We start from the raw sequence: 25,324 nt of genomic DNA, 5'->3' as shown, positions 1-25,324 counted from the left end.
CCCTTTGCTCTTCGCGCAAGCGCTCATCGGTGCCCTCCTGGTGGCACTTAGACCTGCGCCACTCGCTCGTCGATCGGTGCCAACACGTCTATCACGTCGATCAAGGTCGCGCGTGCTGTTGCGCGAGGGCCGTCACCCTCGGCGACGAGCGCCGCCACCACCGCGCCGTCGACGGCGTTGACCAACGCGGTGAGGTACTCGGCCCGCACCGAGCGACCCGAACGTTCGATGACCTCGACCACCGCATCGGTGCGCTGTCGCATGATCTGCCGTTGGATCTCGCGCAACCCGGGGTGGCGTGCGCACGCGATGTATCGCTCGTAGCGCGAGATCAATTGCTCGCTGACCCGCTGCCCCGCCACGTCGTCGACCAACAGATCGACCAAGATGTCGGCGGTCGATTCCGCGCCTCGCCGGCGCCGCGACAGCATCGCGACCCTGGCGCGCAATTGCTCGGCTTCGCGCTCTCCGACGTATTCGACGGCCTTGGCGATCAGATCGTCGAGCGAGGAGAAGTAGTACGTCGTCGACGCCAGCGGGAGGCCGGCGCGGCGGGCCACGGCGCGATGCCGGACCGCGTCGAAGCCGCCCTCGCACAGCAGGTCCGCAGCGGCGCTGACCAGCGCAAAGCGTCGACGCTCTCCCTTGGGAGTGACCGCTGCCGTCACCTTTAGCATGCTGCCAGTCGGGCGGCCCTCCCATCGCGCTTTCGGCTAATCGTCAGGCTTTACTCAAGAAGTCGGGGCTGGTGTTCCTGGTGCGGCGGGCGACCGCCGCTCGTCGGCGATGAAGCGCCGGTGGCATCATGGCCGCCATGCCCGAGCTGAGTCGCCGATCGCTTCTGCGCCTCGGTGTCGGCGCGGCGGCCGGTGCGGCAGCGCTGCGGATGGCACCGCCGGTTCCTGCCGCACCCGCGGCACCCACTTACGTCGACGGGTCGTTCGTCTCCGCGGCACGGGGAGGGCAGACGACCAACTGGGCGATCGCGCGCCCGCCGGGGCAGAGCACGCCGCTGCGTCCGGTCATCGCCCTGCACGGCAAAGGGCAGGATGCCGCGGGTGTGATGGCCGGCGGCGTGGAACAGGGCCTGGCCGAGGCCGTCGCCGCGGGCCTGCCGCCCTTCGCCGTCGTCGCAGTCGACGGCGGCGGAAGTTACTGGCACGAGCGGGCCAGCGGCGAGGACTCCGGCGCGATGGTGCTCGACGAGCTGATCCCGATGCTGGGTGCGCAGGGCCTGGACACATCGCGCGTCGGCTTCCTCGGCTGGTCGATGGGCGGCTACGGGGCGCTGCTGCTCGGGGCGCGGCTCGGGCCCGCCCGCACCGCCGCGATCTGCGCGGTCAGCCCGGCACTGTGGACGTCCTCCGGCGCCGCCGCGCCCGGTGCATTCGACAGCGCGGAAGACTATGCGGCCAACAGTGTCTGGGGGCTGCCCGCGCTGGGATCGATTCCGATCCGGATCGATTGCGGGACCAGCGACCCGTTTTATTCGGCGACGAAGGAGTTCATCGCGCAGCTGCCGAACCCTCCCGCAGGCGGGTTCTCGCCCGGTGGGCACGACGCCGGCTTCTGGAGTTCGCAGCTCCCCGGCGAACTGGCCTGGATGGCACCGCTGCTGACCGCCTAAAGAGCGATGCGACCTTCCGCCGCGGCCAGTGCGATGTCACTGCGAAAGTGACTGCCCGGCAGCCGAATCGACTTGATCAGCTCGTACGCGGCGTCGCGTGCCGCGGACAGATCGGCACCGGTGCCGACGATGGACAGCACACGTCCGCCCGATGAGACCACGGCACCGTCGTCGCGACGGCTGGTGCCCGCGTGCAGTACGCCGTCGGCCTCGGATCCGGTGATCACGTCGCCGACCCGTGGACGACCCGGATAGTTCTCCGCCGCCAGCACGACGGTCACCGCGGCGCCGTCGCGCCACTGCAGCGCGGGCTCGCCGGCGAGGCGGCTGGTTGCGGCCGCATACAGCAGCCGTCCCAACGGGGTCTCCAGCAGCGCCAGCACCGACTGGGTCTCCGGATCGCCGAAGCGGCAGTTGAATTCGACCACCGCCGGTCCCTGCGACGTGATGGCCAGCCCGGCGTACAGCAGTCCCGAGAACGAGCTGCCGCGCGCAACGAGTTCGGCGGCAACGGGTTTCACCACATCGTCGACGATCTGGGTGACGATGGCGTCGGGCAGCCACGGCAGCGGCGCGTAGGCACCCATGCCTCCGGTGTTGGGGCCGGTGTCGTTGTCACCGACCCGCTTGAAGTCCTGCGCCGGTAAGAGAGGCACCACGGTCTCGCCGTCGACGACGCAGAACAGAGACACCTCGGGTCCGTCGAGGAACGACTCGAGCAGCACGGGATGTCCCGCGTCGAGCAGCCCCGCGGCATGGGACCGCGCGGCGGCGCGGTCGGTGGTCACCACCACGCCTTTGCCCGCGGCAAGGCCGTCGTCCTTGACCACCCACGCGGATTCACCGCCGGGCGGGCCGAACCGGTCGAGCGCGGCATCCAGGCGTGCGGGGTTGTCGACGACCTCGCTTCTCGCGGTGCGCACACCGGCGGCGGTCATCACATCCTTGGCGAACGACTTCGACCCCTCGATTCGGGCCGCATCCTTGGTCGGCCCGAAGCACGCGATCCCGGCACTGCGCACGGCGTCGGCGACACCGAGCACCAAGGGCACCTCCGGTCCGACCACGACGAGGTCCGACTCCAGCTTGCGGGCCAGGTCGGTGACCGCCTCCCCCGAGGTGATGTCGACGTCGTACTGGTCGGCGATCGCGGCGGTACCCGCATTGCCCGGCGCGATCGCCAGACTCTCGACCTCGGGGTCACGCCGCAGCGCTAGCAGCAACGCGTGTTCACGGGCACCGGATCCGATTACCAGGACTCGCACAACTGCTCACCCTAACTGCACAGCCGATCTTGGTTCGGATGACCGATCTTGTGTTCCCCGGCAACATCGCCCAGTACGTCAACAAGCGCGACGGCTTCGGGTTGGACACCGACACCAAACGGTTCGTGCGACTGCTCTTTCAGCCGGTGCTCGTCGCCTGGGCGCTGTGGAGCACGGGCGTGCCGCGCCGCCGCTGACCGCGGCGATAGTTAGGCCATACACTTGACATGACGTTGTATGGTCGAGTGTATGACCCAGGCCACATGCCCCTTCGGACACGGATATGACTTCACCGACCCCGAGGTGCTACTGCGCGGGATCCCCGTCACGGAGTTCGCCCAGCTGCGCAAGACCGCACCGGTGTGGTGGAACGAGCAGCCAGAGTCGATCTTCGACGACGGCGGCTACTGGGTGATCAGCCGCCACGAGGACATCAAGGCGATCTCGCGCAACGGCGAGCTGTGGTCGACCAACCGCAAGGGTGCGGTGATGCGACTACCCGAGGGAGTCACCTCCGAACAGCTCGAGCTCACCAAGGCACTACTGATCAACCACGATGCGCCGGAGCACACCCGGTTGCGCAAGCTGGTCTCGCGCCTGTTCACCCCCCGGGCGATCGCGACGCTCGAGGAACGGCTGGCCACCGCCGCGCGTGAGATCGTCGCCGCGGCACGGCAAAAGGGCAGCGGCAACTTCGTCGACGACATCGCGATGCGCCTGCCGCTTTTGGCGATCGCCGATCTCATCGGCGTGCCCGAGGCCGATCGCGAGAAGTTGTTTCACTGGACCAACGCGATCATGAACACCGACGACCCCGACTTCGACAGCGATCCGACCGCCGCCAATGCGGAACTGATGGGGTACGCCTACACGATGGCCGAGGAGCGCCGTCGTTGTCCGGCCGACGACATCGTGACCCGCCTCATCGAGGCCGACATCGACGGGGAGTCGCTCGACGATGTGGAGTTCGCGTTCTTCGTCATCCTCTTGGCGGTCGCCGGGAATGAGACGACCCGCAATGCGATGACCCACGGCATGAACGCCTTCTTCGAGAATCCGGATCAGTGGGAGCTGTTCAAGCGCGACAGGCCGGCAACCGCCGCCGACGAGATCGTGCGCTGGGCCACCCCGGTGCACTGCTTCCAGCGGACAGCGCTCGCCGACACCGAACTCGGCGGCGTCACCATCCGCGAGGGGCAGCGGGTGGGGCTGTTCTACAGCTCGGCCAACTATGACGAAGAGGTGTTCGACCAGCCCTTCCGGTTCGACATCCTGCGCGACCCCAACCCCCATCTGGGATTCGGCGGCAACGGCGCCCACTACTGCATCGGCGCGAACCTGGCCCGCATGGAGATCAAACTGATCTTCGACGAGATCGCCGACCAGATTCCCGACATCACCAAACTCGGTGAACCACAACGCCTTCGGTCGGGCTGGATCAACGGCGTCAAGGACCTGCAGGTCTCCTACACGGGTTGACCGGGCGGGCTGAGTAGGATTTCGCCGTGCGCACCCACGGCTGGTCGGGCTCGGCGCCGTCGACGGATGAGGAGGCGGTCGCCCGCATCCTCGACGCCGCGGGCAAGGCGATCGACGCCCGCGGTGCGGAGTTCTCCATCACCGACGTCGCACGCACGCTCGGAGTCACCCGGCAGACCGTCTACCGGTACTTTCCCAGCACCGACGCGCTGCTGCAGGCGTCGGCGCAGCGTGCGGCGACCGGCTTTCTGGACCGGTTGGCCGATCATCTGCAGGGGCTGAGCGACCCACAGGAGGCGGTCGCCGAGGGCATCGCCACCGCGCTCGAATGGCTGCCACGGGACAAGCACATCGGCCTGCTGCTGATGCCCGCGCGGGCCAGCGCTTTCAGCCAGACGGTCACCTCGGACATCGCCCTGGAGTTCGCCAACTCGATGCTGCGGCGCTTCGACGTGGATTGGTCCGCCTTGGGCTTCACCGACGACGACCTCGACGAGTTGGCTGAGCACCTGTTGCGGATCATTCAGTCGTTCATCATCGACCCGGGACGTCCGCCGCGTCACGGTGCCGAACTGCGCGACTATCTGCGGCGCTGGGTCGGCGCCTCCGTGGCGGCACCCACGACGGCCCGCTGAGGAGCAGAATTGGTGCTCAGTCGGCCGTCGGCCGGCCCGTAAACTCACCGTCGTGAGTGTCGTCGACGTCTTCCTCTCGACGTGGTCGCGGGCCCGCGCCACGTTCGGCGAGGGCACCCCGCAAGACGGCGGCGGACTGGACAGCAGCGCCCTGTTGGAGTCCCTCCGCGCTGAAGTGGAGGCGGCGGGGCCGGGATCGGATTGGACGGGCGCGGGCGCCGAGGGTTATCGCGACCAAAACGCGCGCCAGGCAAGGACTCTCGGCGCGATGGCCGAGTTGGACCGCCGACTCGCGGCGGAAGTGGACCGGTCGGCGGACGTGGTGCGGGCCGGCCGCCGTGAGCTCGACGCCGTACGGCAGTGGGTCGTCGATGCCGCGGCGACGGTGCCTGCGACCCTGGAAGGCGAACGGATGCTGTGGCCGGTGGTCAGCAAGGGCGCCGGCGAGGTCGCCGAGATCATCGAACGCTGCCATCGCGACCTGGAGGCCATCGCGGCCCGGATGCGCGCACTCGGCGCAGAGTACGAGGAGCTGGGCCGGCCCTGAGCGGTCGTGCGGTCAGAGCACCGTCAACGGCAGCGATTTGCGGTTTTCGAACTCCCAGGTCGATCCGCCGCTGACCCTGACAACCGACACCTCGGAGAACTCCTCGGCCTCGGTCTCTGTCTCGACGACGCGTGCGGTCCACTCCTGCGCGGCACCGCTCACCTCGACATCGAGGTGCTTGTCCACCGCGGCGACGATCGCCTGCAGCGGGCGCCGTTCGTGCGGCGACACCAACGAGACCCACGCTCCGTCCTCGTGCGCGGCTGAACGCCGGAGATGCACGGTGTCCGGACCGAATTCGGCGTCGACGTAGGCGGCGGGGTTGAGCATCGGATGCAACTCGAGCGTGCGCACCGCGCCCTCGATTCCGCCGGGCAAGTTCAGCGCGCGGTGGATGCGTTCGGCCGCGATACCGGCCAGCCCGATCAATTGTTTGGTGCAGATCTCGGTCGCCAGTTCGGTGTTCGTACCGGCCCGCTTGCCGACAGCGATCACATACGACAGGTTGAGCAGGTGCATCTGCAGACACACCTCGTCGGCGATGCGTACCAGCGCCGAATGTGAGAACGCGCCGAAGTCGAAGTCCGAGACCAACGGACCGGAGTAGTCCGACTCCCCCTCGTCGCCGGTGTCGATGGGGTTGAGTTCGGTTCTGGCGGCACGTGTGCGGGCGACGACCTCGAGCACCGGGTGGTCCTCCACCTCGGGATACGACTCGTCGATGATCACGGTCCACGCGCAATGCGGCTGCCGGTCGGCAGGTGTGCGCGGCGGGCGGTGGATCGGGCGGATCTGGGCTCGACGGTTGGTCGCCACGGCCGTCGCGTCGAACGTTGGGTCCTCGATGTCGTGGCACATGCCGCGCACGTACTCTTCGCCCATCGGCTCCACGTCCAATAGTGCGCCGCAGTGGTCGAGGTGAAATTCGCCGTGCCATCGGTCGTGGACGGTGTAGCGGAAATCCATGAATTGCGGTGGCGCCCCGATGTCGAGCTGCAGGCCCTTGAAGATCGTGATGACGTCGGTGCCCTCGTACTTCAGGGCCTTCTGCATCCGCCTGGTGTAGATCGGGCTGGCGCCCATCCACTCCTCGATCGCGACCTGCAGCATCTCCTCACGGCCGAAATTGCTGATGATCCAGGCCATTCCGGAGCGGTCGATCAGCTGACCGATCAGCAGCAGCTCGGGCACCAAGACCGAGAGCTGCTCACGCGACAGCGATGAGTACCTACTTGTCATGCTCGTCGTGCACCGCTCCGCCGGAATGCATCTTCACCGCGGCGTTGACGTTCGCCTTCTTGTCCCCGCCTTTGCCCTTTTGGCGGTTCTTGATGACCTTGCTGACCGCACCGTCCAGCTTCGAGCCCAAGGGGAACCCGAGGTAGTGGGTCAAGAAGACCGCCATCTCCTTGAGCTCCTGCTCGGTCATCTCGCCGTTGGCGAGCGCGGCGTTGGCCTGGATCTCGGCGAGGTCGGAGTTCCCCACGGCGGTCACCGCGGTCAGCGTCATGATTCGCTTGTCGCGCATGGACAGGCCCGGACGTGTCCAGATGGTGCCGAAGAGGTGGTCGACGGTGAGGTCGAAGTACGGGTCGCCCTCGATGTTCGGCATTTCCCAGCCGTAGACCTCGTTCATCTTCTCGAGGCCCTTGCGACGCAATTCGTCCATCAGACTCACTCCTTCGTGTGTGGCACGCCGAGCCCGGCGGCGAGATTCCGCAGCGCGACTTCGGCCAGTGGAAGTTCCACGTCGGTGGCCTTGCCCAATTCGAGCGCCAAGCGCAGGTCCTTCTCGCCGAGACCACGGGTGTGAATGAACATGTCGTGCAGGAAGTGGTCCGGGGCGAGCGGTTTGGTGTCGTCGCGGTACATGATGGCACCGGGTCCACCGCTCTGCGCATCACTGTGCCGCACCACGCGTCCCAGCTTCTGCAGGTCGATGCCCGCGGCCTCGGCGAGCACCTGCGCCTCGCAGGCCGCGGCGAATCCGATGAACGTCAGCATGTTCCGGGCCAGCTTCATCCGGGTGCCCGCGCCGGGCTCGCCCGCGCGGACCACCAACGAGGCCCACTGTTTGAAGACGGGCTTGACCGCGGCGTACGCCTCGTCGTCGGCGCCGACCATCACGGCCAGCTCACCCTTGTCGGCCGCTCCTGCGCCACCGCTCACCGGCGCGTCGACGATGTGAATACCCCTCGGGCGCAATTGGTCTGCCAGCTCCGGTGCCGTGCCGGGCTCGATGGTCGAGTGGATCGCGACGACGGTACCTGGTTTGGCGTGTTCGGCGAGCCGACCGACGACGTCGCGGACCTGCTCGTCGTTGAGCACGGTCACGCTGATGATGTCGGCGGCTGCGACGTCGGCGACGCTGTCGGCGAGTGTCGCGCCGATTTCTGCGAGCGGAGTCATGGCCTCGGTCCGAACGTCGAACACCATCAGCCCACCGGGCCAGTCGACGAGTCGCTTGGCCATCGGAGCGCCTTGGTTGCCGAGGCCGATGTAGCCGAGCTTGGTTTGTTCACTCATGACCGAATGATCTGTCCGCCGTCGACGTTGAAGATCTGGCCGGTGATCCACTTCGCCTGATCGGACAGCAGGAACAGGCACATGCCGACCAGGTCCTCCGGCTGTCCCATGCGAGACAACGGAATTCCCTTCACGATGTCGGCGACCATCTCCTGAGGAGTGGTGGTCCGGTTGGCCTCGGTGTCGATCGGCCCTGGTGCGATGGCGTTGACCCTGATGTTCTGCCCGCCCAGCTCGGTGGCCAACTGCTGGGTCAACCCGTTGACGCCGACTTTGGCCAGGCCGTAGAAGTTCGAGTACAGCCACGCCGCGGTCGAGGACTGATTGACGATGGCCCCGCCGCCGCGCTTGGCCATCTTCTTGTACACCGCTCGGGTGCAGACCAAGGCGCCGTCCATGTTCACGCTCATGAACTTCTTGTAATAATCCCAGTCAACGGTGATCAGGAAGTCGAGCTTCATGCCGCCGAAGATCGCGGCGTTGTTCACCAGGTAGTCGATGCCCCCGAACTCCGAAAGCGTCTGCGCCGCCATCTCCTTGGCCGATTCGGGGTCGGATACGTCGACGCGCACGGCAAGCGCGTTACCGCCCTCACCCTTGATTCCGTCGGCAACCTTCTGCGCACCCTCGGTGTTGATGTCGGCGACCACCACGGCGGCGCCCTCGCGGGCCAACGCCTCGGCGTACGCCTGTCCGATGCCGCCGCCGGCGCCGGTGACGATCGCCACCTTGTCGTTGAACTGCCCCATATACCTATCCTCTCCTCTGCCGAGCGTGGCATCGATGCACGTTTTCCCGGACTTCCGCGTGCTGGTAGTCCAACGTTCGCGGGGTCAAACCGCAGTGGCGATCGCCTTGATCTCCAGGTATTCCTCGAATCCGGCCAACCCCATCTCCCGACCGATTCCGGACTGCCTGTATCCGCCGAAGGGCATGTCCGCCGAGTACCAGACGCCGCCGTTGATGTTGACGGTGCCGACGCGCATCCGCGCCGCGACCCGGTTCGCGCGTTCTTCGTCGGCCGAAAACACGGTGCCGGAAAGACCGTAGGCCGAATCGTTGGCGATGCGGACGGCGTCGTCGTCGCCGTCGTGAGCGATCACCGTCAGCACCGGCCCGAAGATCTCCTCACGAGAAACCTTGGCTCTGTTGTCGAGTCCCGCGATCACAGTGGGTTCGATGAAGAATCCCGCGTCACGGTCGGCCGGCCTGCCGCCACCGACGGCGAACTTGCCACCCTCATCGATCGCCGAGTCGAGGTAACCCTGGACACGGTCGCGCTGGCGGGCGGAAATGAGTGGGCCACAGATGGTTCCGGCGTCCTGGGGATCGCCCGGCCTCAACCCGCCCATCGTCGCCGCAGCGGCCTCGACCGCCTCGTCGTAGCGGGCGCGCGGCACCACCAGTCGGGTGGTGATGGCGCAGCCCTGCCCCGCGTGCATCGACGCGGTGAACGCCGACATCGAACAGGCACCGGCGAGATCGGCGTCGTCAAGCACCAGAAACGCCGACTTGCCGCCGAGTTCGAGGAACACCTTCTTGATCGTGGCGGCACCGTCGGCCATCACACCGCGCCCCGTGGCCGTCGACCCGGTGAACGAAACCATGTCCACCCGAGGGTCTTTCGACAACAGAGCGCCGACCCCGTGGTCGCTGGAGGTGATGATGTTGACCACACCCGGCGGGATGTCGGTGTGCTCGGCGATCAGCTCCCCAACGGCGGCCGCGCACCACGGGGTGTCCGGCGCCGGCTTGAGCACGATGGTGTTGCCCGCGGCCAACGCCGGGCCGAGCTTGGCCAGGTTGATCTGGTGCGGGAAGTTCCACGGTGTGATGGCGCCGACGACACCGACTGCCTCACGGGCGAGGCGGCGACGGGTCTTGATGCCCATCGGCGACGCTTCCCCCAGATCAGTGATCCACTGGTAGGACTCGGCGGTGTCGGCGCAGAAGCTCAGATCCTCGACCGGCCCCTCCAGCTGCGCCGCCGATGTCAACATCCGGGGCGCGCCGACCTCCGCGATCGTGATGTCGCGCAACTCTTCGATGTGTTCCTTGAGCACCGCTTGCAGCTGGCGCAGGCAACGCACCCGCAGCTCCGTGTTGGTCGACCAGTCGGTTTCGTCGAACGCCCGGCGGGCCGCGTCGATCGCGCGGCCCATGTCGTCGGCTGTGGCGTCGGCCGCGACGCCGAGCACTTCCTCGGTCGCGGGGTTGACGGTCTCGAACGACCCGCCGCCGCCCGCGACGAGCTTGCCGTCGATCAGCAGCAGACTTTCCCGATTCGCCAGCACCGCCATGCCGTCTCCGTTCACCATTGCTGGACAACTGTCCGGATTGATGGACCGAACGATAGTCCCCCGGTATGGCGACTGGCAAGCATAGGCTTTTCTAGCTGCGTACTTGCGGATCGTGACGATGGTCCGATAACTTGGACAGGTGTCCAGCGAACCCGTGGTTGCGGTCACAGGCTCGGCGCCTGCCAGTACCGGCGAGACACCGCGGAACCGCCGTCAGGAGGAGACGTTCCGCAAGGTGCTCGGCGCCGGCGTGGAGATGCTGCGCGAGTCCTCGTATGCCGATCTGACCGTGCGTGCCGTGGCCGCCAGAGCCAAGGTCGCGCCCGCCACCGCGTACACCTACTTCTCGTCGAAGAACCATCTGATCGCCGAGGTGTACCTGGACCTGATGCGTCAGGTCCCGTACTTCACCGACGTGAACGAGAGCAGGGTCGCCCGCGTCGAGAAGACGTTGCGCGCCATGGCGCTGATGGTCGCCGACGAACCGGAGGTCGCCGCGGCGTGCACGACCGCGCTTCTCAGTAGCAGCGATGCGGCGGTGCGTGCGGTGCGCGACCGCATCGGCGCCGAGATCCACCGCCGTATCCGGTCGGCCATGGGTCCGGAGGCCGACCCGCGCGCCTTGGCCGCGTTGGAGATGACGTTCTTCGGAGCGCTGGTCAACGCGGGCAGCGGGGTCTTCACCTATCACCAGATCGCCGACCGGCTCAGCTATGTCGTCGGCCTCATCCTCGGAGAGGATCAATGAACCAAAGCGCCGGAGACGAGCAGTGACCATCAGCGAAATCGTGCTTGACCCTTACGACTACGACTTCCACGAGGATCCGTATCCGTACTACAAGCGGTTGCGCGACGAGGCGCCGCTGTACCGCAACGACGAGCTCGGCTTCTGGGCGCTGTCGCGGCACCAGGATGTCCTGCAGGGCTTTCGCAACAGCACCACGTTGTCGAACAAGTTCGGGGTGTCCCTGGATCCGGCGTCGCGCGGACCGCACGCGTCGAAAACCATGTCCTTCCTCGCGATGGACGACCCGGACCATCTGAGGCTGCGCACCTTGGTGTCGAAGGGCTTCACGCCGCGGCGAATTCGGGAGCTGGAGCCACGGGTCACCGAGATCGCGGTGCAGCACCTCGACACCATGTTGGAGAAGGCGCGTTCGGACGAAACAGTCGACTACGTCGACGAGTTCGCCGGAAAGCTTCCGATGGATGTCATCTCGGAACTGATGGGTGTGCCCGAAGCCGATCGCACGCAGGTACGCGCCTGGGCCGACGGCGTGATGCACCGGGACGAAGGCGTCACCGATGTGCCGCCCTCGGCCGTCGAGGCTTCGATCAACTTGATCGTCTATTACCAGGGCATGGTGGCCGAGCGCCGTAAGAAGCCCACCGACGACCTGACCACCGCGTTGCTCGAGGCCGAGATCGACGGTGATCGGCTCACCGACGACGAGATCCTGGGCTTCATGTTCCTGATGGTGATCGCCGGTAACGAGACCACAACGAAACTGCTTGCGAACGCCGCGTTCTGGGGTCACAAGAACCCGGACCAGCTGACGCCCGTCTACGCCGAGCTGGATCGGGTGCCGCTGTGGGTCGAGGAGACGCTGCGCTACGACACCTCCAGCCAGATCCTCGCGCGGACCGTCGCGGGTGAGCTGACGTTGTACGACACCACCATCCCCGACGGTGATGTCCTGCTCTTGCTACCCGGATCGGCTCACCGCGACGAGCGGGTGTTCGACGATCCCGACCGATTCGTGATCGGTCGCGAAATCGGCTCCAAGCTCATGAGTTTCGGTAGTGGTGCCCACTTCTGCCTCGGCGCGCACCTGGCGCGTATGGAGGCAAGGGTCGCGCTGACCGAGTTGTTCAAGCGAATCCGCGGATACGAGGTGGACGAGGCCAACGCCGTCCGCGTCCATTCGAGCAATGTCCGCGGATTCGCTCACCTTCCGATCACTGTGGAGACTGTCTGATGCCCCGGTTCGACCCCCTGCCCGAACGGCGCCCCGTCATCGTTGCGGGCGCCTCCTCCGGAATCGGCGAGGCGACGGCGATCGAGATGGCCGCGCGCGGCTTTCCCGTTGCACTCGGCGCTCGCCGCGTCGAGAAGCTCGAAGACATCGTCGGCAAGATCAACGCCGACGGCGGCGAGGCTGTCGGGTTTCACCTCGACGTCACCGATCCCAACTCGGTGAAAACCTTCGTCGCGCAATCGGTCGAGGCGCTCGGCGACATCGAGGTGTTGGTGGCGGGCGCCGGCGACACCTACTTCGGCAAGCTCGCCGAGATCACCACCGACGAGTTCGAGTCCCAGCTGCAGATCCACCTGGTCGGCGCCAACCGGTTGGCGGCTGCGGTGCTGCCCGGCATGCTCGAACGCCAGCGCGGTGACCTGATTTTCGTGGGATCCGATGTGGCGCTGCGCCAGCGGCCGCACATGGGCGCCTACGGCGCCGCGAAGGCGGCGCTGCTGGCCATGGTCCACAACTTCCAGATGGAGTTGGAAGGCACCGGTGTTCGCGCTTCAATCGTGCACCCCGGACCCACCAAGACCAGCATGGGTTGGAGCCTGCCCGCCGAGAAGATCGGCCCGGCCCTTGAGGATTGGGCGAAGTGGGGCCAGGCCCGACACGACTACTTCCTGCGGGCCGCCGACCTTGCCCGCGCCATCGCCTTCGTGGCGGAGACCCCGCGCGGCGGGTTCATCGCGAACATGGAGCTTCAGCCCGAAGCCCCGTTGACCAGTGCGCCCGCAGAACGCCAGCAGCTGAAGTTGAACGAGGAGAACTTGAAGTCATGACGACCGCGATCGTGCCCCGGGTTTCCGGCGGCGAAGAAGAACACGGGCACCTCGAGGAGTTCCGCACCGATCCGATCGGTCTGATGAAGCGGATCCGGGAGGAATGTGGCGATGTCGGCTGGTTCCAGTTGGTGGACAAGCACGTCATCCTGCTCTCCGGCGCCGAGGCCAACGAGTTCTTCTTCCGTTCGGCCGACGAGGATCTCGACCAGGCCGAGGCCTATCCCTTCATGACGCCGATCTTCGGGAAGGGCGTGGTCTTCGACGCCAGCCCCGAGCGCCGCAAGGAGATGCTGCACAACTCGGCGCTGCGCGGTGAGCACATGAAGGGCCACGCGACGACCATCGAGGGCGAAGTCAAGAAGATGATCGCCGACTGGGGCGACGAGGGCGAGATCGAACTACTCGACTTCTTCGCCGAGCTGACGATCTACACCTCGACGGCGTGCCTGATCGGACTCAAGTTCCGTAACCAGCTCGACCACCGGTTCGCCGAGTATTACCACGACCTCGAGCGCGGGACCGACCCGCTGTGCTACGTCGACCCGTACCTGCCGATCGAGAGTTTCCGTCGCCGTGACGAAGCGAGGGTGAAACTCGTTGAGCTGGTGCAGGAGATCATGAATCAGCGGTTGGCCAATCCGCCGAAGGACAAGTCCGACCGCGACATGCTCGACGTGCTGGTGTCGATCAAGGACGAAGAGGGCAACCCGCGATTCTCGGCCGACGAGGTCACCGGCATGTTCATCTCGCTGATGTTCGCCGGGCACCACACCAGTTCGGGGACCTCGGCGTGGACGCTGATCGAGTTGATCCGCCACCGCGAGATCTACGCGAAGGTGCAGGCCGAGCTCGATGAGCTCTACGCCGACGGCCAGGAGGTGAGCTTCCACGCGCTGCGCCAGATCCCGTTGCTGGACAACGTGGTCAAGGAGACGCTGCGGCTGCACCCGCCGCTGATCATCCTGATGCGGGTGGCGCAGGGTGAGTTCGAGGTGGCCGGGTTCCCCATTCACAAGGGCGACTTCGTGGCGGCCTCGCCGGCAATCAGCAACCGGATCCCCGAGGACTTCCCCGACCCCGATGCGTTCAACCCGGATCGCTACAACAAGCCCGAGCAGGCCGACATCGCCAACCGGTGGACGTGGATTCCGTTCGGTGCGGGCAGGCATCGCTGCGTCGGCGCGGCGTTCGCCCAGATGCAGATCAAGGCGATCTTCTCGGTGCTGTTGCGCGAGTACGAATTCGAGATGGCCCAGCCCGCTGACAGTTACCGCAACGACCATTCGAAGATGGTGGTGCAGCTGCAACGCCCGGCGAAAGCCCGGTACCGCAGGCGGACCAGGTAGGGATCGAAATGGGTTGCTACAGAGTCGAAGTAGACCTTGACCTGTGTCAGGGTCACGCGATGTGTGAGCTCGAGGCGCCCGATTACTTCAGGGTGCCCAAGCGCGGGAAAGTCGAGATTCTCGACGCCGAACCGCCCGACGACGCCCGCGACGAAATTCAGAACGCCGTCGACATGTGCCCAACCCAGGCACTGGCCATTCGAGAAATAGGAGATTGACAATGCCGTCTTTACCCCGCGAAGCGCTCGAGAAATGGGTCGAGCAGTGGCTGGAGACCAACCGGGAAGCCGAGCGCAACGGTGACTGGAAGCCGTTGGCGGACTTTTACACCGATGACGCGACCTACGGCTGGAACATCGGGCCCAAGGAAGACGTGATGTGCGTCGGCAAGGACGAAATCCGCGACGTCGCCCTGGGTCTCGAGATGGAGGGCCTGGAGAACTGGGTGTACGAGTACCAGAAGGTGATCATCGACGACAAGCAGGGCGAGATCGTCGGGTTCTGGAAGCAGATCGTCAACAAGTCCGACGGCACCCAAGACGAGATCTACGGCATCGGGGGCAGCTGGTTCCGACTGACCGCCCAAGGGCAGGACGGGGCTCTGAAGATCGAGTGGCAGCGGGACTTCTTCGACTTCGGCCATGTGGCCAAGGGGTACGCGAAGCTCATCGAGTCCGGCGACCTGTCACCGGGGATGCAAAAGCGCATCGAGCGCTCACTGGCCGGGGAGAAGCTGCCCGGCTACTACCCCCTCGGCCAGGCGCCGGCATCGATCTGGTGACCCGGCCAAGCAGTTGATTGGGGGTGGGTGTGACCTACCTAACTACTGCCTCTAGTCTGAGGTCACCGGTACTAGCGGAAGGCACGTTGTAATGAAGACAAAAGGTGCTCTCATCTGGGAGTTCAACCAGCCCTGGTCGATCGAGGAGATCGAGATCGGAGACCCCGTCAAGGACGAGGTCAAGATTCAGATGGAAGCGTCGGGGATGTGCCACTCCGACCACCATCTGGTGACCGGCGGCATCCCGATGGGCGGTTTCCCGGTACTGGGCGGACACGAGGGCGCGGGCATCGTGACCGAGGTCGGCCCGGGCGTCGAGGATCTCAAGCCCGGTGATCACGTCGTGTTGTCGTTCATTCCGTCGTGCGGCAGCTGTCCGTCGTGTCAGGCCGGAATGCGCAACCTGTGCGACCTGGGTGCCGGTCTTCTCGGCGGCACCGCCGTCTCCGACGGCACACACCGCATTCATGCCAAGGGACAGCCCGTCTTTCCGATGACGCTGCTCGGCACCTTCTCCCCGTACATGGTCGTGCACCGCAGCTCGGTCGTGAAGATCGACGAGTCGATCCCGTTCGAGGTGGCCTGCCTGGTCGGCTGTGGTGTCACGACGGGCTACGGCTCGGCGGTGCGCAGCGGTGACATCCGCCCGGGCGAGGATGTTGCGATCGTCGGCGTGGGCGGTGTCGGCATGGGCGCACTGCAGGGCGCAGTCGCCGCGGGCGCACGCCGCATCTTCGCGATCGATCCGGTGGAGTGGAAGCGCGATCAGGCGCTGAAATTCGGTGCGACGCACGCATATCCGGACTGGGAGTCGGCGATGGCCGGCATCGCGGAGGTCACCTGGGGTCTGATGGCCAACAAGGTCATCGTCACGGTCGGCGAACTGCACGGCAAGGACGTCGACAACTACCTCAACCTCACCGCCAAGGGCGGCACGTGTGTGCTGACCGCGATCGGCAGCCTGCTCGACACCGAGGTGAACCTCAACCTGGCGATGCTGACGCTGATGCAGAAGCGCATCCAGGGCACCATCTTCGGCGGCGGCAACCCGCACTACGACATCCCGCAGCTGCTGTCGATGTACAAGGCGGGCAAGCTGAACCTCGACGACATGATCACGCGCCAATACAAGCTGGAGCAGATCAACGAGGGCTACCAGGACATGCTCGAGGGCCGCAACATCCGCGGCGTCATCCGCTACACCGACGACGACCGGTAAGCCCGTGTCTGCCGAAACCGTCGAGAAGACACCGGCATTGGCGGCCTCCCACAATTCGTGGAAATGCGTGCATTCCCACGACAAGGAGGGCTGGCTGGGTCTGATGGCCGACGATGTCGTCATCGAGGATCCGATCGGGCAGTCGTTCACCAACCCGGATGGCACGGGAATCCGCGGGAAGGAGGCGGTGTCCGGTTTCTACGACGCCAACATCGCCTCCAACGACCTGCGGATCACCTGCGAGGAAACGTTCCCGTCCAGTTCGCCGCACGAAGTAGCTCATATCCTGGTGCTGCGCAGCAGGTTCGACAACGGGATGACCAGCACGGTGCGCGGAGTTTTCACCTACAAGGTCAACGATGCCGGGCTGCTCACCAACCTGCGCGGCTACTGGAACATGGACATGATGGAGTTCGGCCAGGCGGGTGGCCAGTCGACGGATGGCAAGTAGGCCGTCGTCCCCCTACCCTTCGGACGGGCGGTACCCCCAGAACGGGCGGGGCGCGGTCGTCGTCGGCGGTTCGCGAGGCGTCGGGCTGGCGATTGCCGAACTGCTTGCCGCCCATGGGGCGGGGGTCGTCGTCAATGGCCGTGACCCCGAAGCCGTAGCGGAAGCGGCACAACGCATTCCGAATGCCCGCGGCGTGGCCGGCTCGCCCGCCGATCCCGATATAGCGGACGCACTCATCGACACGTGTGTTGAGGAGTTCGGGCAGATCGACATCCTGATCAACTGTGCGGGCGTCGCCGAGCCTGCCGGATCGTCGATCCTCACGGTCAGTTCGAGTGAGTTCCGCGAGTTGCTCGATGCGCATCTCACCACGACGTTCGAGACGTGTCGCGCGGCGGCACCGAGGATGGTCGCTCAAGGCGGCGGTGCGATCGTGAACACGAGTTCGTTCGCATTCCTGGGCGACTACGGCGGTACCGGCTATCCGGCGGGCAAGGGTGGCGTGAACGGCCTGACACTCGCGATCGCCGCCGAACTGAAGGAGCACGGGGTGCGCGCGAACGTCGTGTGCCCCGGCGCCAGGACGAGGATCTCGACCGGACCGGACTACGAAGCGCAGATCGCAGATCTACACCGTCGCGGCCTGCTCGACGAGATCAGTATGCGCGGCGCCCTCGATGCTCCGCCGCCGGGATACGTCGCGCCGACATACGCCTATCTGGCAAGCGACCTGGCCGCCGACGTGACGGGCCAGATCTTCATCGCCGCCGGCGGCTTCGTCGGACGCTTCGACAGGCCGACGCCGACGATTCTCGCCTACCGCGACCACCACAACAGTCCGCCGTGGTCGGTCACCGAGATCCACGAGCACATTCGCTGACACGCGCCATACCGCGGTTCCGTGGTCCCACGCCCCGGTCGGTGTAGGCGGTCGGGCTCCTGCCATGCTTGAGGCCATGGCGAGCGTCTTCACCAAGATCATCAACGGGGAGCTTCCCGGCCGGTTCGTCTACGAAGACGACAACATCGTCGCCTTCCTGACGATCGCGCCAATCACGCAGGGCCACACACTTGTCGTGCCCCGCGCCGAGATCGACAACTGGCAAGACGTCGAACCCGCGGTGTTCGCCAGGGTCATGGAGGTCGCTCAGCTGATCGGCAAGGCCGTGGTCAAGGCATTCCCCGCCGACCGCGCCGGCGTGATCATTGCCGGCCTGGAGGTGCCGCACCTGCATGTTCACGTCTTCCCGACCAGCGACCTCGCCGACTTTGGGTTCGCCAACGCCGATCCCAACCCGTCGCGGGAATCGCTCGACGAGGCCCAGGCCAAGATCAAGGCAGCGCTGGCTCAGCTGACCTGAGCCGTCACCTCGGCGATCCGCGGCAGGCTGACCGTGAACGTGCAGCCGCGTCCAGGAGCGGTCGCGACGTCGACCGTTCCGCCGTGGGCGAGGACCAGCGAATCGACGATCGACAACCCCAACCCGGTGCCGCCGCTGGCCCGCGTCCGCGACGAATCCGCGCGATAGAACCGCTCGAAGACCCGTTGCGCATCGTCGGACGTCATCCCTGGCCCTTCATCGCAGACCTCCAGCACCGCACGGTCGCCCAAGGTTCCCACCCGCACCGTGACACCGGCGTCTTCGGGGGTGTGTTGCAGGGCGTTCGCCATGAGGTTGCCCAGCACCTGGCGCAACCGGGCTTCATCGCCGAGCACCTCCGGGGTGCCCGGCCCCTCCAGCACCTCCATCGTGATGGTCCGCTTGGGCGCGATGGACTGGGCGTCGTGCACGGCGTCGGTGGCCAACGTCAGCAGATCGACACGCCGGCGTTCAAGGGGACGCTGGGCGTCGAGGCGCGCCAGCAGCAGCAGATCCTCGACGAGCAGCCCCATCCGGCTGGACTCGCTTTCGATGCGACTCATCAGCATCTCGATATCGCGGGCCGCGCCCTGCCGGTACAGCTCGGCGAAGCCTCGGATCGTGGTCAACGGGGTGCGCAACTCGTGGCTGGCGTCGGTGATGAACCGCCGCATCCGCTCCTCGGAACTGCGGGCCTGCTCGGCCGACGCCTCCGACGCCGCCATCGCCGTCTGGATCTGGGAGAGCATGCCGTTGAGCGCCAACGACAGTCGGCCCACCTCCGTTCGCGGATCACGCTGCGGCACACGCCGATCGAAATCCCCCGCCGCGATCGCCGCCGCCGTCTGCTCGACCTCGACCAGCGGCCGCAGGCTGCGATGCACCACCGCATAGCCGGCCACGCCGAGCACCAGCAGCACCGCCAACCCGATCCCCACCTGCGCGTACATCAGCTCGCGCACCGTGGTCTGCACGTCGGAGAAGTCGATGGCCACGGTGACGACACCTTCGGGACTACGCACCGTCATCGCGCGCCACTGCACACCCGACCCGTCGAGTGAGCCGACGGTGACCGGTTCCGGGCCGACGTCGTTGTCCGGCGGCAGCGCCGGCTCCGCGTCACGGTCGTTGACCGCGATCCAGATATGCCCGTCGGCGCCGACGCCGCGGACGTAGAAGTTCGTGGGCGGCCGGGCGGGGTTCGGGCTCTCCAGCGCATCGCTGGAACCCCGGCGCGGCGCCTGGGCCCACCCGCGCGATGCGTCGAGCAACTCCTGGTCGACGCGACTGCTCAAGGTGTGGCGCAGGATCGTGGTGACCGCCACCCCGGACGCGAGCAGGCCGCACGCCACCAGCAAGAGGGTGGCCGCCACCAGGCCCACCCTCAGCGGCACGCGCCCGATCATCTATCCATTGTCGGCGTTCTTCGTCACCGCGGCTCGCGAAGCACGTACCCCACGCCGCGCAGCGTGTGCAGTAAGCGCTTCTCGCCGGTGTCGATCTTGCGTCGCAGGTAGGAGACGTAGGACTCGACGACGTTGACGTCGCCGCCGAAGTCGTAGCGCCACACGTGGTCGAGGATCTTGGGCTTCGACAGCACCGTCCCGGCATTGATGATGAAGTACCGCAGCAGCGTGAACTCCGTCGGTGACAACGACACTGGCTCCCCGGCCTTCCACACTTCGTGCGTGTCTTCGTCCAGTTCGATGTCGGCGAAGGTCAGCCGGGAATTGCGGGGCTCCTCGACGCCGCGCCCCGAGCGGCGCAGGATCACCCGCAGGCGGGCCACCACTTCCTCGAGGCTGAACGGTTTGGTCACGTAATCGTCGCCGCCGAGCGTGAGGCCGGCGATCTTGTCTTGGAGAGAGTCGCGCGCGGTCAGAAACAACGCCGGCGCGTCGATACCGTCGGCGCGCAGCCGGCGTAGCAGGCCGAAGCCGTCCATGCCTGGCATCATCACGTCGAGGATGACGGCGTCCGGGCGTACTTCGCGCGCCTTGTCCAGCGCTGCGGGTCCGTTGGAGGCGGTGTAGACCTCGAACCCCTGAAACTTCAGGCTGACAGACAGGAGCTCGACGATGTTGGCCTCGTCGTCCACGACGAGGACCTTGGCCTCCGGTGTGTTCTCGGGTAATGCAGGCATGGCCACTCCATCACTGTCCGCCTCTTCACTGGCGAGGTTCCTGCGAGCAGGCTGTGCACTTCCTGTGAGTTCTTGATCTTGCGCCCTCCATAGACTGAGGTGATGAACTTCGGCAAAGCGCTGACCGATATCGCGACCGCGCCTGCGAAAGCCGCCCTGGCGGTCGCCGATGCGGGGCTCGCCATGGCGACGGGCGCGGTGAGCATGGCGCAGCGCACGCTCGGCGAGACCACGGATGGCGGCGCCGGCCCGGCGTCGTTTGCGACCATGCTCGGCCTCAACGACGCCGTCGAGCGCGCGAACCGGTTGGCCCGGCTGATGGACGACGACGCCCCGCTGGGCCGGGCGCTCGCACCCAACGGCCCGCTCGACCGGCTGCTGCGTCCAGGTGGGCTGGTCGATCAGCTGACCACCGAGGGTGGCCTGCTGGACCGGATGACCGCCGAGAACGGCGCCGTCGCCCGGGCCGTCGCGCCGGGCGGGCTGGTGGACCAGCTGATGGCGGAGGGCGGCCTCGCGGATCGGATGACCACCGACGACGGTGCCTTGTCGCGCGTGATCGCACCGGGCGGGCTCGCCGATCAGCTTCTGGCCAACGATGGTCTGGTGGAACGGGTGCTGCGCGAGGACGGCGTGGCGGACCGCCTGCTCGCCGAGGGTGGACTCTTGGACACCCTGACCGATCCGGACGGGCCGCTGCTGAAGCTGGCCGACGTCGCGGACACGCTGAACCGGCTGGCTCCGGGGCTCGAAGCGCTCGCGCCGACGATCGACGCGCTGCACGACGCGGTCGTGACATTGAGCCAGGTCGTCAACCCGCTCAGCAATATCGCCGACCGGATCCCGCTGCCCGGTCGCAGGCCGCGCGCCCGGTCGTCGTCACGGACGGTGACGTCTCAACGCATCATCGACGTCGAGGAGTGAGCTCAGGCGTCGGCTTCGATGGTCTGAATCGCCTCTGACACGCTCTCGGGTGTCGGCGGCTGGTCCTCGGGCTGCCACCGCTGCAGCAACAGCACCGTCGCACCGCGCAGCATCCGGACATAGTCGTCGACGTCGCTTTTCTTGTAGGACTCGATGCGCGAGGCGATGTCGGGCACCAGCGGCTTGATGGCGGTGGCGATGCTGAGGCCGAGGCCTCCTTCGGTGCTCGCGCTCTCGTCGAGCAGCGTCAGCAGCCGTTCCACACGCGGGCGGGGCAACCCCGGATATACATCGGAGAAGTCGCTGAGCAGATCGTCCCTGACAGTCACGGGCAGCGGAGTTCCCCGAACCGGCGACCCGATAAACTCGGATGGCCCCCTTCAGTAAGACGACCCGTCGGCGTAGCGCTTTCCCGGTAAAACCGGCCGTTGCCTCGATTCTTCGCCTTATAGGTCGGGAGTTGACTGTCGCAGTTCGGACACACCAGCCGCAGATTCTCACGATGGTTGTTCGTCGCATCGCCATCTATGTGGTCGATGATTAACGCGAGGCTTGAACCATTCCACTGAGAATCTGTGCCACAGATGGCGCAACATTCGCCCTGCTGCTCGAGGAGGTACTCCCGAACATAGTTGCCCTGGTAAGAAATCCGGCCACAGGTACCGGCCTCAAGCCAAGATCCTAGAAGTAACCGACGCCGATGAGCCTGCTGACATGAATTGGAGCAGAACACTTTCTGGCTACGACCTGTCAATTCACAGCCGCAGCCCGGACACGTCCTCGCCATAACGCGACCGTAAACAGGAGGGCGGACAAGTGAAGAGCCGCGTGAGAGACTCGAACTCTCGACATTCGCTTTACAAGAGCGATGCTCTACCATCTGAGCTAACGCGGCCGGCTCGCTAGAACCCTGGTCATTCTACGGCGTGATGTTGTTTGGAAATGCACGGTACGGCTGTCGTGGGCGTTCAGGCTGCTGAGCGGGGCAGTTGAGCATCTCAACAGCCTCACCCTCGCTGCCCGCGCTATCGCCGCACACGGCCAGCCGGTATTCGCCCAAGAAGTCCCAGGCCAGCCGCGTCGTCGATACGATGAGACAACCTGGAACGAGGTTGTCATGACCGATTCGACCGCCGATTATCCGCTCGAATTCACCCGAACTCAGGCGCCCAGCGACGGCGCCGGCGGAAACGGAACTCGCACCGGGGCATACGAGGCGTCGTTCGCCGTGGTCAATCCGTCGAGCCGCCTCACCCAAATTCAGATCGGTCAGCAACTCGACGACTTCGATCTGCTGCTCGAATTGGGCAGCGGAGCATTCGCGAGAGTCTTCCTCGCCCGGCAACGGTCGATGCAACGGCTGGTGGCGGTGAAGATCTCCGCGAACGAGGGCCACGAACCGCAGACCCTGGCTCAGCTGGATCACGATTACATCGTCCGGGTTTTCGACCAACGCATCCTGCGCGATCAGAACTGGCGGCTGCTCTACATGCAGTATCTGCCCGGCGGGACACTGCTGGAAGTCGTCGAGACGATCCGTCGCGCAAAGAGGCCACCCGCAACCGGTCAGACGTTGCTCGACGCGGTGGACAACGCGCTGGAGGCACGCGGGGAGATCCGCCCCACGGACTCGGCGATCCGCGCAGAGCTCGCCTCGCTGCCCTGGTCCGACACGGTCGCCTGGCTGGGAAAGCGGCTCGCTCAGGCGTTGGACTATGCGAACTCACGGGGCGTGCTGCACCGCGACATCAAGCTCGCGAATGTCCTGCTCGCCCCCGACGGCACGCCCAAGCTCGCGGACTTCAACATCAGCTTCGCCCGAAATGTAACGGGCGCAAGCCCTTTCGAATACTTCGGCGGTTCGCTGTCGTACATGTCCCCGGAGCAACTCGTGGCCTGCCAGCCCGGGCACACCCCCGACATGGCGACCCTCGACGCCCGCAGCGACATCTTCTCTCTCGCCGTCGTGCTCTGGGAACTGCTGACCGGTCAGAAGCCGTTCGATGATTCTCCCGCACAGGCCGCTCGGGCGAACGCCGGACCGATCGGCGACATCAAGGCGCTCGAACTCATGCTGAAAACCCGCACACAGGGCGTGTCACCCGCAGCGCTCGCCGCTCTACCCGCGGACTGTCCTACCGCACTGAAGCGCGTGCTGCTCAAGGCATTGAGCGCCGACCGCGACGAACGCTGGTCATCGGGCGCCGAACTCGCCGAGCAATTTCAGCTGTGCCTCGATCCGCAGGCGCGTGACTTGGTGGACCCACCGGTAGGAAGTTGGCGGCTGCGGATGCGACCGTATTTCTTGCCGATTGCGTTGCTGGCCGTGCTGATTCCCAATCTGCTGTCGAGCGGCTACAACATTCAACACAATCGCCTATTCATCGTCAGTCAGCTCTCCGAACAGGCGCAGGAACGGTTCCTGTTGGTCACGACGCTGTCGAATTCCATTCTCTTCCCGCTCGGTGGTGCCGTGCTGATCTATTGGACCCGCCGGGTCATCCTGGTTCCGCGGCGTTTACGACGGGGTCCCGCGCCGCCTCCGGAATCGGTGAGTCTCGCGCGCCACGATTGCATCGTCACCGCCGATCGCGTGGTGGCCGTCGTGTTCGGCCTGTGGATGGTGGCCGCGATCATGTTTCCGCTCACCTTGCAGTTCTCGGAAGGGGGCCTGCCCGGGAGGTTCGTGATCCACTTCTTCGGGTCGATCACCATTTGCGGTGCGATCGCGATCGCGTATCCGTTCTTCCTGTTGACGTTCGTCGTGGTGCGCAGTGTCTACCCGGAGCTGGTGGCATACGGCCAGACGAATCCGCCGGAAGTCGAGCAGCTCGACGCGTTGCGCCGCCGGCTACCGACCTATCTCGCGATCGCAGCGTCCGTGCCACTGCTCGGCATCGTCGCCGTGACGTTCTTGACCCCTGCCGAGATCGCCGAAGTCATCGTGCCGATCCGCGTGTTGTGCATCGGAGGCATCGCTGGATTCGTGTTCGTGTACTGGCTGTCACGACAGATCGAATCCGATCTGCGCGCGCTCGGTCGGGTGATCCGCAGCCGAGTTCCGCACTAGCTCGCGGCGGCGAGGACCGATTCCTTGACCTGACTTCGTAAGGCCTCCAACGCTTTCGCGAGCAGCCGCGAGACGTGCATCTGGGAACAGCCGATCTGCGCTGCGATCTGGCTCTGCGTCATGTCCTCGAAGAAGCGCAACGTCAGCACCTCGCGCTGTTTGTCGGGCAGAGCCGCGATCAGCGGCCGCACAGTCTCGACGTCGAGCACCTTCTCGTAACCGGCGTCGTCGCTGCCGAATCCATCCCCGATGGATGCCGAATCGTCGTCACGCATCGCGGGGATATCGGTCGACAACGTCGAATAGTTGGAGCCGGCAATCGCAGCCTGCACCACCTGCTCGCGGTCGACACCGAGGTGCTCGGCGATCTCGGTCGCGGTCGGCGCGCGGTTCAGACCCTGCGCCAGCGTGGCGGTCGCCTTGTTGACCCTCATCTGGAGGTCCTTGACGGTGCGCGGCACCTTCACCGCCCACGCGTGGTCTCGGAAGTGCCTGCGGACCTCGCCCATCATCGTCGGCACGGCAAAAGACAGGAACTCCGTCCCGTTGTCGATGTCGAACCGGTTGAGTGCATTGACCAGGCCGACGCGAGCGGCCTGCACCAGGTCTTCATGTGCCTCGCCACGGTTGCGGTAGCGCCGCGCGATGTGATCGGCCAGGGGAAGGCAGCGCTGGCAAATCAGGTCGCGCTGCTGGCGATATGCGTGCGACCCCTCATCGAGGGTCTTGAGGTGACGGAACATCTCCGTCACGTCTGAGTAGTCGGAATTGGGTCGAGCCACGGGTACATCCGTCCCTCGGAAATGGATTGGCGGGCTCGGATCTGAACCTGATCGAACAC

The 25,324-nt window shown here is 65.9% G+C and carries 28 protein-coding genes, 1 tRNA gene and 1 pseudogene; 17 read left to right on the top strand and 13 right to left on the bottom strand.

Annotated features, from left to right (window positions below; genetic code table 11):
- Positions 1-47: 47 nt before the first annotated feature.
- A complete protein-coding gene (locus tag A5752_RS01110; RefSeq protein WP_067080734.1) occupies positions 48-677 on the bottom strand; it encodes a TetR/AcrR family transcriptional regulator in 630 nt (209 codons plus the stop codon).
- Between the two features lie 125 nt (positions 678-802).
- Here A5752_RS01110 and A5752_RS01105 point away from each other — a divergent pair, with 125 nt between their 5' ends.
- On the top strand, positions 803-1,627 hold the full coding sequence (locus A5752_RS01105; RefSeq protein WP_197500516.1) for an alpha/beta hydrolase: 825 nt from the start codon (positions 803-805) through the stop codon (positions 1,625-1,627).
- Here the strand turns inward: A5752_RS01105 and purD are convergent.
- On the bottom strand, positions 1,624-2,892 hold the full coding sequence (purD, locus tag A5752_RS01100) for a phosphoribosylamine--glycine ligase (RefSeq protein WP_067080730.1): 1,269 nt from the start codon (positions 2,890-2,892) through the stop codon (positions 1,624-1,626). The two genes, A5752_RS01105 and purD, sit on opposite strands and share 4 nt — an antisense overlap.
- A 38-nt stretch (positions 2,893-2,930) precedes the next feature.
- Between purD and A5752_RS27330 the strand changes: the two genes are divergently transcribed.
- Genes A5752_RS27330 through A5752_RS01085 form a run of 4 tightly spaced genes read left to right on the top strand, consistent with a single transcriptional unit; the run spans position 2,931 to position 5,553 of the window.
- Positions 2,931-3,089 (top strand): DoxX family protein, encoded by a 159-nt coding sequence (locus tag A5752_RS27330; RefSeq protein WP_156613500.1) that lies wholly within the window; start codon positions 2,931-2,933, stop codon positions 3,087-3,089.
- A 52-nt stretch (positions 3,090-3,141) separates the two neighbouring features.
- The gene (locus A5752_RS01095) at positions 3,142-4,371 is read left to right on the top strand and encodes a cytochrome P450 (RefSeq protein ID WP_067080990.1); all 1,230 of its coding nucleotides are present in this window, start codon (positions 3,142-3,144) and stop codon (positions 4,369-4,371) included.
- A gap of 26 nt (positions 4,372-4,397) precedes the next feature.
- The gene (locus A5752_RS01090) at positions 4,398-5,006 is read left to right on the top strand and encodes a TetR/AcrR family transcriptional regulator (protein ID WP_067080728.1); all 609 of its coding nucleotides are present in this window, start codon (positions 4,398-4,400) and stop codon (positions 5,004-5,006) included.
- Between the two features lie 52 nt (positions 5,007-5,058).
- On the top strand, positions 5,059-5,553 hold the full coding sequence (locus A5752_RS01085; RefSeq protein ID WP_067080725.1) for an EspA/EspE family type VII secretion system effector: 495 nt from the start codon (positions 5,059-5,061) through the stop codon (positions 5,551-5,553).
- A gap of 12 nt (positions 5,554-5,565) precedes the next feature.
- Here A5752_RS01085 and A5752_RS01080 read toward each other — a convergent pair whose 3' ends face one another.
- The 5 genes from A5752_RS01080 to A5752_RS01060 all read right to left on the bottom strand — a co-directional run bounded on the left by A5752_RS01080 (position 5,566) and on the right by A5752_RS01060 (position 10,379).
- Positions 5,566-6,792 (bottom strand): hypothetical protein, encoded by a 1,227-nt coding sequence (locus tag A5752_RS01080; protein WP_067080722.1) that lies wholly within the window; start codon positions 6,790-6,792, stop codon positions 5,566-5,568.
- Positions 6,782-7,222: a carboxymuconolactone decarboxylase family protein gene (locus tag A5752_RS01075; protein WP_067080719.1), complete on the bottom strand. Its 441-nt coding sequence runs from the start codon at positions 7,220-7,222 to the stop codon at positions 6,782-6,784. Before A5752_RS01075 ends, A5752_RS01080 begins: the two co-directional genes overlap by 11 nt.
- Before the next feature lie 5 nt (positions 7,223-7,227).
- A complete protein-coding gene (locus tag A5752_RS01070; RefSeq protein WP_067080716.1) occupies positions 7,228-8,079 on the bottom strand; it encodes an NAD(P)-dependent oxidoreductase in 852 nt (283 codons plus the stop codon).
- Positions 8,076-8,828, bottom strand: a complete 753-nt coding sequence (locus tag A5752_RS01065) for an SDR family oxidoreductase (protein WP_067080713.1) — start codon at positions 8,826-8,828, stop codon at positions 8,076-8,078. Before A5752_RS01065 ends, A5752_RS01070 begins: the two co-directional genes overlap by 4 nt.
- An 84-nt stretch (positions 8,829-8,912) precedes the next feature.
- Entirely contained in the window at positions 8,913-10,379 is a 1,467-nt protein-coding gene (locus tag A5752_RS01060; protein ID WP_067080987.1) for an aldehyde dehydrogenase, read from the bottom strand.
- Positions 10,380-10,533: 154 nt separating this feature from the next.
- On the opposite strand from A5752_RS01060, the gene A5752_RS01055 reads away from it, so the two are divergent.
- The 10 genes from A5752_RS01055 to A5752_RS01010 all read left to right on the top strand — a co-directional run bounded on the left by A5752_RS01055 (position 10,534) and on the right by A5752_RS01010 (position 18,346).
- Positions 10,534-11,127: a TetR family transcriptional regulator gene (locus A5752_RS01055; protein WP_231983296.1), complete on the top strand. Its 594-nt coding sequence runs from the start codon at positions 10,534-10,536 to the stop codon at positions 11,125-11,127.
- A gap of 22 nt (positions 11,128-11,149) precedes the next feature.
- Complete coding sequence (locus A5752_RS01050; protein WP_067080707.1) at positions 11,150-12,358, top strand: cytochrome P450; 1,209 nt, start codon at positions 11,150-11,152, stop codon at positions 12,356-12,358.
- The gene (locus A5752_RS01045; RefSeq protein WP_067080704.1) at positions 12,358-13,185 is read left to right on the top strand and encodes an SDR family oxidoreductase; all 828 of its coding nucleotides are present in this window, start codon (positions 12,358-12,360) and stop codon (positions 13,183-13,185) included. Before A5752_RS01050 ends, A5752_RS01045 begins: the two co-directional genes overlap by 1 nt.
- Positions 13,182-14,534: a lanosterol 14-alpha demethylase gene (cyp51, locus tag A5752_RS01040; protein WP_067080702.1), complete on the top strand. Its 1,353-nt coding sequence runs from the start codon at positions 13,182-13,184 to the stop codon at positions 14,532-14,534. Before A5752_RS01045 ends, cyp51 begins: the two co-directional genes overlap by 4 nt.
- 8 nt (positions 14,535-14,542) lie before the next feature.
- Positions 14,543-14,752, top strand: coding sequence for a ferredoxin Fdx (fdx, locus tag A5752_RS01035; RefSeq protein WP_067080699.1), 210 nt, complete (start codon positions 14,543-14,545; stop codon positions 14,750-14,752).
- 2 nt (positions 14,753-14,754) lie between these two features.
- The gene (locus A5752_RS01030) at positions 14,755-15,315 is read left to right on the top strand and encodes a nuclear transport factor 2-like protein (RefSeq protein WP_067080694.1); all 561 of its coding nucleotides are present in this window, start codon (positions 14,755-14,757) and stop codon (positions 15,313-15,315) included.
- 91 nt (positions 15,316-15,406) lie between these two features.
- Positions 15,407-16,534, top strand: a complete 1,128-nt coding sequence (locus A5752_RS01025; protein ID WP_067080692.1) for an NDMA-dependent alcohol dehydrogenase — start codon at positions 15,407-15,409, stop codon at positions 16,532-16,534.
- Between the two features lie 4 nt (positions 16,535-16,538).
- Positions 16,539-16,985, top strand: a complete 447-nt coding sequence (locus A5752_RS01020; RefSeq protein ID WP_067080689.1) for a nuclear transport factor 2 family protein — start codon at positions 16,539-16,541, stop codon at positions 16,983-16,985.
- The gene (locus A5752_RS01015) at positions 16,975-17,865 is read left to right on the top strand and encodes an SDR family NAD(P)-dependent oxidoreductase (RefSeq protein WP_082963685.1); all 891 of its coding nucleotides are present in this window, start codon (positions 16,975-16,977) and stop codon (positions 17,863-17,865) included. Before A5752_RS01020 ends, A5752_RS01015 begins: the two co-directional genes overlap by 11 nt.
- Positions 17,866-17,941: 76 nt before the next feature.
- Positions 17,942-18,346 (top strand): HIT family protein, encoded by a 405-nt coding sequence (locus A5752_RS01010; RefSeq protein ID WP_067080686.1) that lies wholly within the window; start codon positions 17,942-17,944, stop codon positions 18,344-18,346.
- Here A5752_RS01010 and A5752_RS01005 read toward each other — a convergent pair.
- Together A5752_RS01005 and A5752_RS01000 are read right to left on the bottom strand one after the other, a co-directional pair.
- A complete protein-coding gene (locus tag A5752_RS01005) occupies positions 18,334-19,752 on the bottom strand; it encodes a sensor histidine kinase (RefSeq protein WP_067080683.1) in 1,419 nt (472 codons plus the stop codon). The genes A5752_RS01010 and A5752_RS01005 overlap by 13 nt on opposite strands.
- 23 nt (positions 19,753-19,775) lie before the next feature.
- Positions 19,776-20,489, bottom strand: coding sequence for a response regulator transcription factor (locus tag A5752_RS01000; protein WP_197500513.1), 714 nt, complete (start codon positions 20,487-20,489; stop codon positions 19,776-19,778).
- A 102-nt stretch (positions 20,490-20,591) separates the two neighbouring features.
- Between A5752_RS01000 and A5752_RS00995 the strand changes: the two genes are divergently transcribed.
- Complete coding sequence (locus tag A5752_RS00995) at positions 20,592-21,413, top strand: hypothetical protein (RefSeq protein WP_067080677.1); 822 nt, start codon at positions 20,592-20,594, stop codon at positions 21,411-21,413.
- A gap of 2 nt (positions 21,414-21,415) precedes the next feature.
- On the opposite strand, the gene A5752_RS00990 is transcribed toward A5752_RS00995, so the two are convergent.
- The 3 genes and pseudogenes from A5752_RS00990 to A5752_RS00985 form a co-directional block, all read right to left on the bottom strand.
- Complete coding sequence (locus A5752_RS00990; protein ID WP_067080675.1) at positions 21,416-21,742, bottom strand: hypothetical protein; 327 nt, start codon at positions 21,740-21,742, stop codon at positions 21,416-21,418.
- 51 nt (positions 21,743-21,793) lie between these two features.
- Positions 21,794-22,200: pseudogene (locus A5752_RS26910) on the bottom strand (HNH endonuclease signature motif containing protein).
- 35 nt (positions 22,201-22,235) lie between these two features.
- Positions 22,236-22,308 (bottom strand) — tRNA-Thr (locus tag A5752_RS00985).
- A 222-nt stretch (positions 22,309-22,530) separates the two neighbouring features.
- Here A5752_RS00985 and A5752_RS00980 point away from each other — a divergent pair.
- Positions 22,531-24,483 carry a serine/threonine-protein kinase gene (locus tag A5752_RS00980; protein WP_067080672.1) on the top strand — a complete coding sequence of 651 codons (1,953 nt, stop codon included), beginning with the start codon at positions 22,531-22,533 and terminating at the stop codon, positions 24,481-24,483.
- Here the strand turns inward: A5752_RS00980 and A5752_RS00975 are convergent.
- On the bottom strand, positions 24,480-25,265 hold the full coding sequence (locus A5752_RS00975) for a SigB/SigF/SigG family RNA polymerase sigma factor (protein ID WP_156613497.1): 786 nt from the start codon (positions 25,263-25,265) through the stop codon (positions 24,480-24,482). The genes A5752_RS00980 and A5752_RS00975 overlap by 4 nt on opposite strands.
- Between the last annotated feature and the right edge of the window lie 59 nt (positions 25,266-25,324).

Origin of the sequence: Mycobacterium sp. 852002-51961_SCH5331710, assembly GCF_001665535.1 — a bacterium.
Classification (GTDB): domain Bacteria; phylum Actinomycetota; class Actinomycetes; order Mycobacteriales; family Mycobacteriaceae; genus Mycobacterium.
The sequence above is the reverse complement of the archived record's forward strand: the minus strand, read 5'-3'. Positions and strand labels throughout refer to the sequence as shown.

Excerpts from the sequence above, each read along its gene's own strand:
- A5752_RS01000 (WP_197500513.1), bottom strand. The coding sequence starts at position 20,489 with ATGCCTGCATTACCCGAGAACACACCGGAGGCCAAGGTCCTCGTCGTG.
- A5752_RS01030 (WP_067080694.1), top strand. The coding sequence starts at position 14,755 with ATGCCGTCTTTACCCCGCGAAGCGCTCGAGAAATGGGTCGAGCAGTGG.
- A5752_RS01005 (WP_067080683.1), bottom strand. The coding sequence starts at position 19,752 with ATGATCGGGCGCGTGCCGCTGAGGGTGGGCCTGGTGGCGGCCACCCTC.
- fdx (WP_067080699.1), top strand. The coding sequence starts at position 14,543 with ATGGGTTGCTACAGAGTCGAAGTAGACCTTGACCTGTGTCAGGGTCAC.
- A5752_RS01095 (WP_067080990.1), top strand. The coding sequence starts at position 3,142 with ATGACCCAGGCCACATGCCCCTTCGGACACGGATATGACTTCACCGAC.
- A5752_RS01010 (WP_067080686.1), top strand. The coding sequence starts at position 17,942 with ATGGCGAGCGTCTTCACCAAGATCATCAACGGGGAGCTTCCCGGCCGG.
- A5752_RS01110 (WP_067080734.1), bottom strand. The coding sequence starts at position 677 with ATGCTAAAGGTGACGGCAGCGGTCACTCCCAAGGGAGAGCGTCGACGC.
- A5752_RS01045 (WP_067080704.1), top strand. The coding sequence starts at position 12,358 with ATGCCCCGGTTCGACCCCCTGCCCGAACGGCGCCCCGTCATCGTTGCG.
- A5752_RS01015 (WP_082963685.1), top strand. The coding sequence starts at position 16,975 with ATGGCAAGTAGGCCGTCGTCCCCCTACCCTTCGGACGGGCGGTACCCC.
- A5752_RS01075 (WP_067080719.1), bottom strand. The coding sequence starts at position 7,222 with ATGGACGAATTGCGTCGCAAGGGCCTCGAGAAGATGAACGAGGTCTAC.
- A5752_RS00980 (WP_067080672.1), top strand. The coding sequence starts at position 22,531 with ATGACCGATTCGACCGCCGATTATCCGCTCGAATTCACCCGAACTCAG.
- A5752_RS01080 (WP_067080722.1), bottom strand. The coding sequence starts at position 6,792 with ATGACAAGTAGGTACTCATCGCTGTCGCGTGAGCAGCTCTCGGTCTTG.
- A5752_RS01060 (WP_067080987.1), bottom strand. The coding sequence starts at position 10,379 with ATGGCGGTGCTGGCGAATCGGGAAAGTCTGCTGCTGATCGACGGCAAG.
- A5752_RS00995 (WP_067080677.1), top strand. The coding sequence starts at position 20,592 with ATGAACTTCGGCAAAGCGCTGACCGATATCGCGACCGCGCCTGCGAAA.
- A5752_RS01065 (WP_067080713.1), bottom strand. The coding sequence starts at position 8,828 with ATGGGGCAGTTCAACGACAAGGTGGCGATCGTCACCGGCGCCGGCGGC.
- A5752_RS01070 (WP_067080716.1), bottom strand. The coding sequence starts at position 8,079 with ATGAGTGAACAAACCAAGCTCGGCTACATCGGCCTCGGCAACCAAGGC.
- A5752_RS01025 (WP_067080692.1), top strand. The coding sequence starts at position 15,407 with ATGAAGACAAAAGGTGCTCTCATCTGGGAGTTCAACCAGCCCTGGTCG.
- cyp51 (WP_067080702.1), top strand. The coding sequence starts at position 13,182 with ATGACGACCGCGATCGTGCCCCGGGTTTCCGGCGGCGAAGAAGAACAC.
- A5752_RS27330 (WP_156613500.1), top strand. The coding sequence starts at position 2,931 with ATGACCGATCTTGTGTTCCCCGGCAACATCGCCCAGTACGTCAACAAG.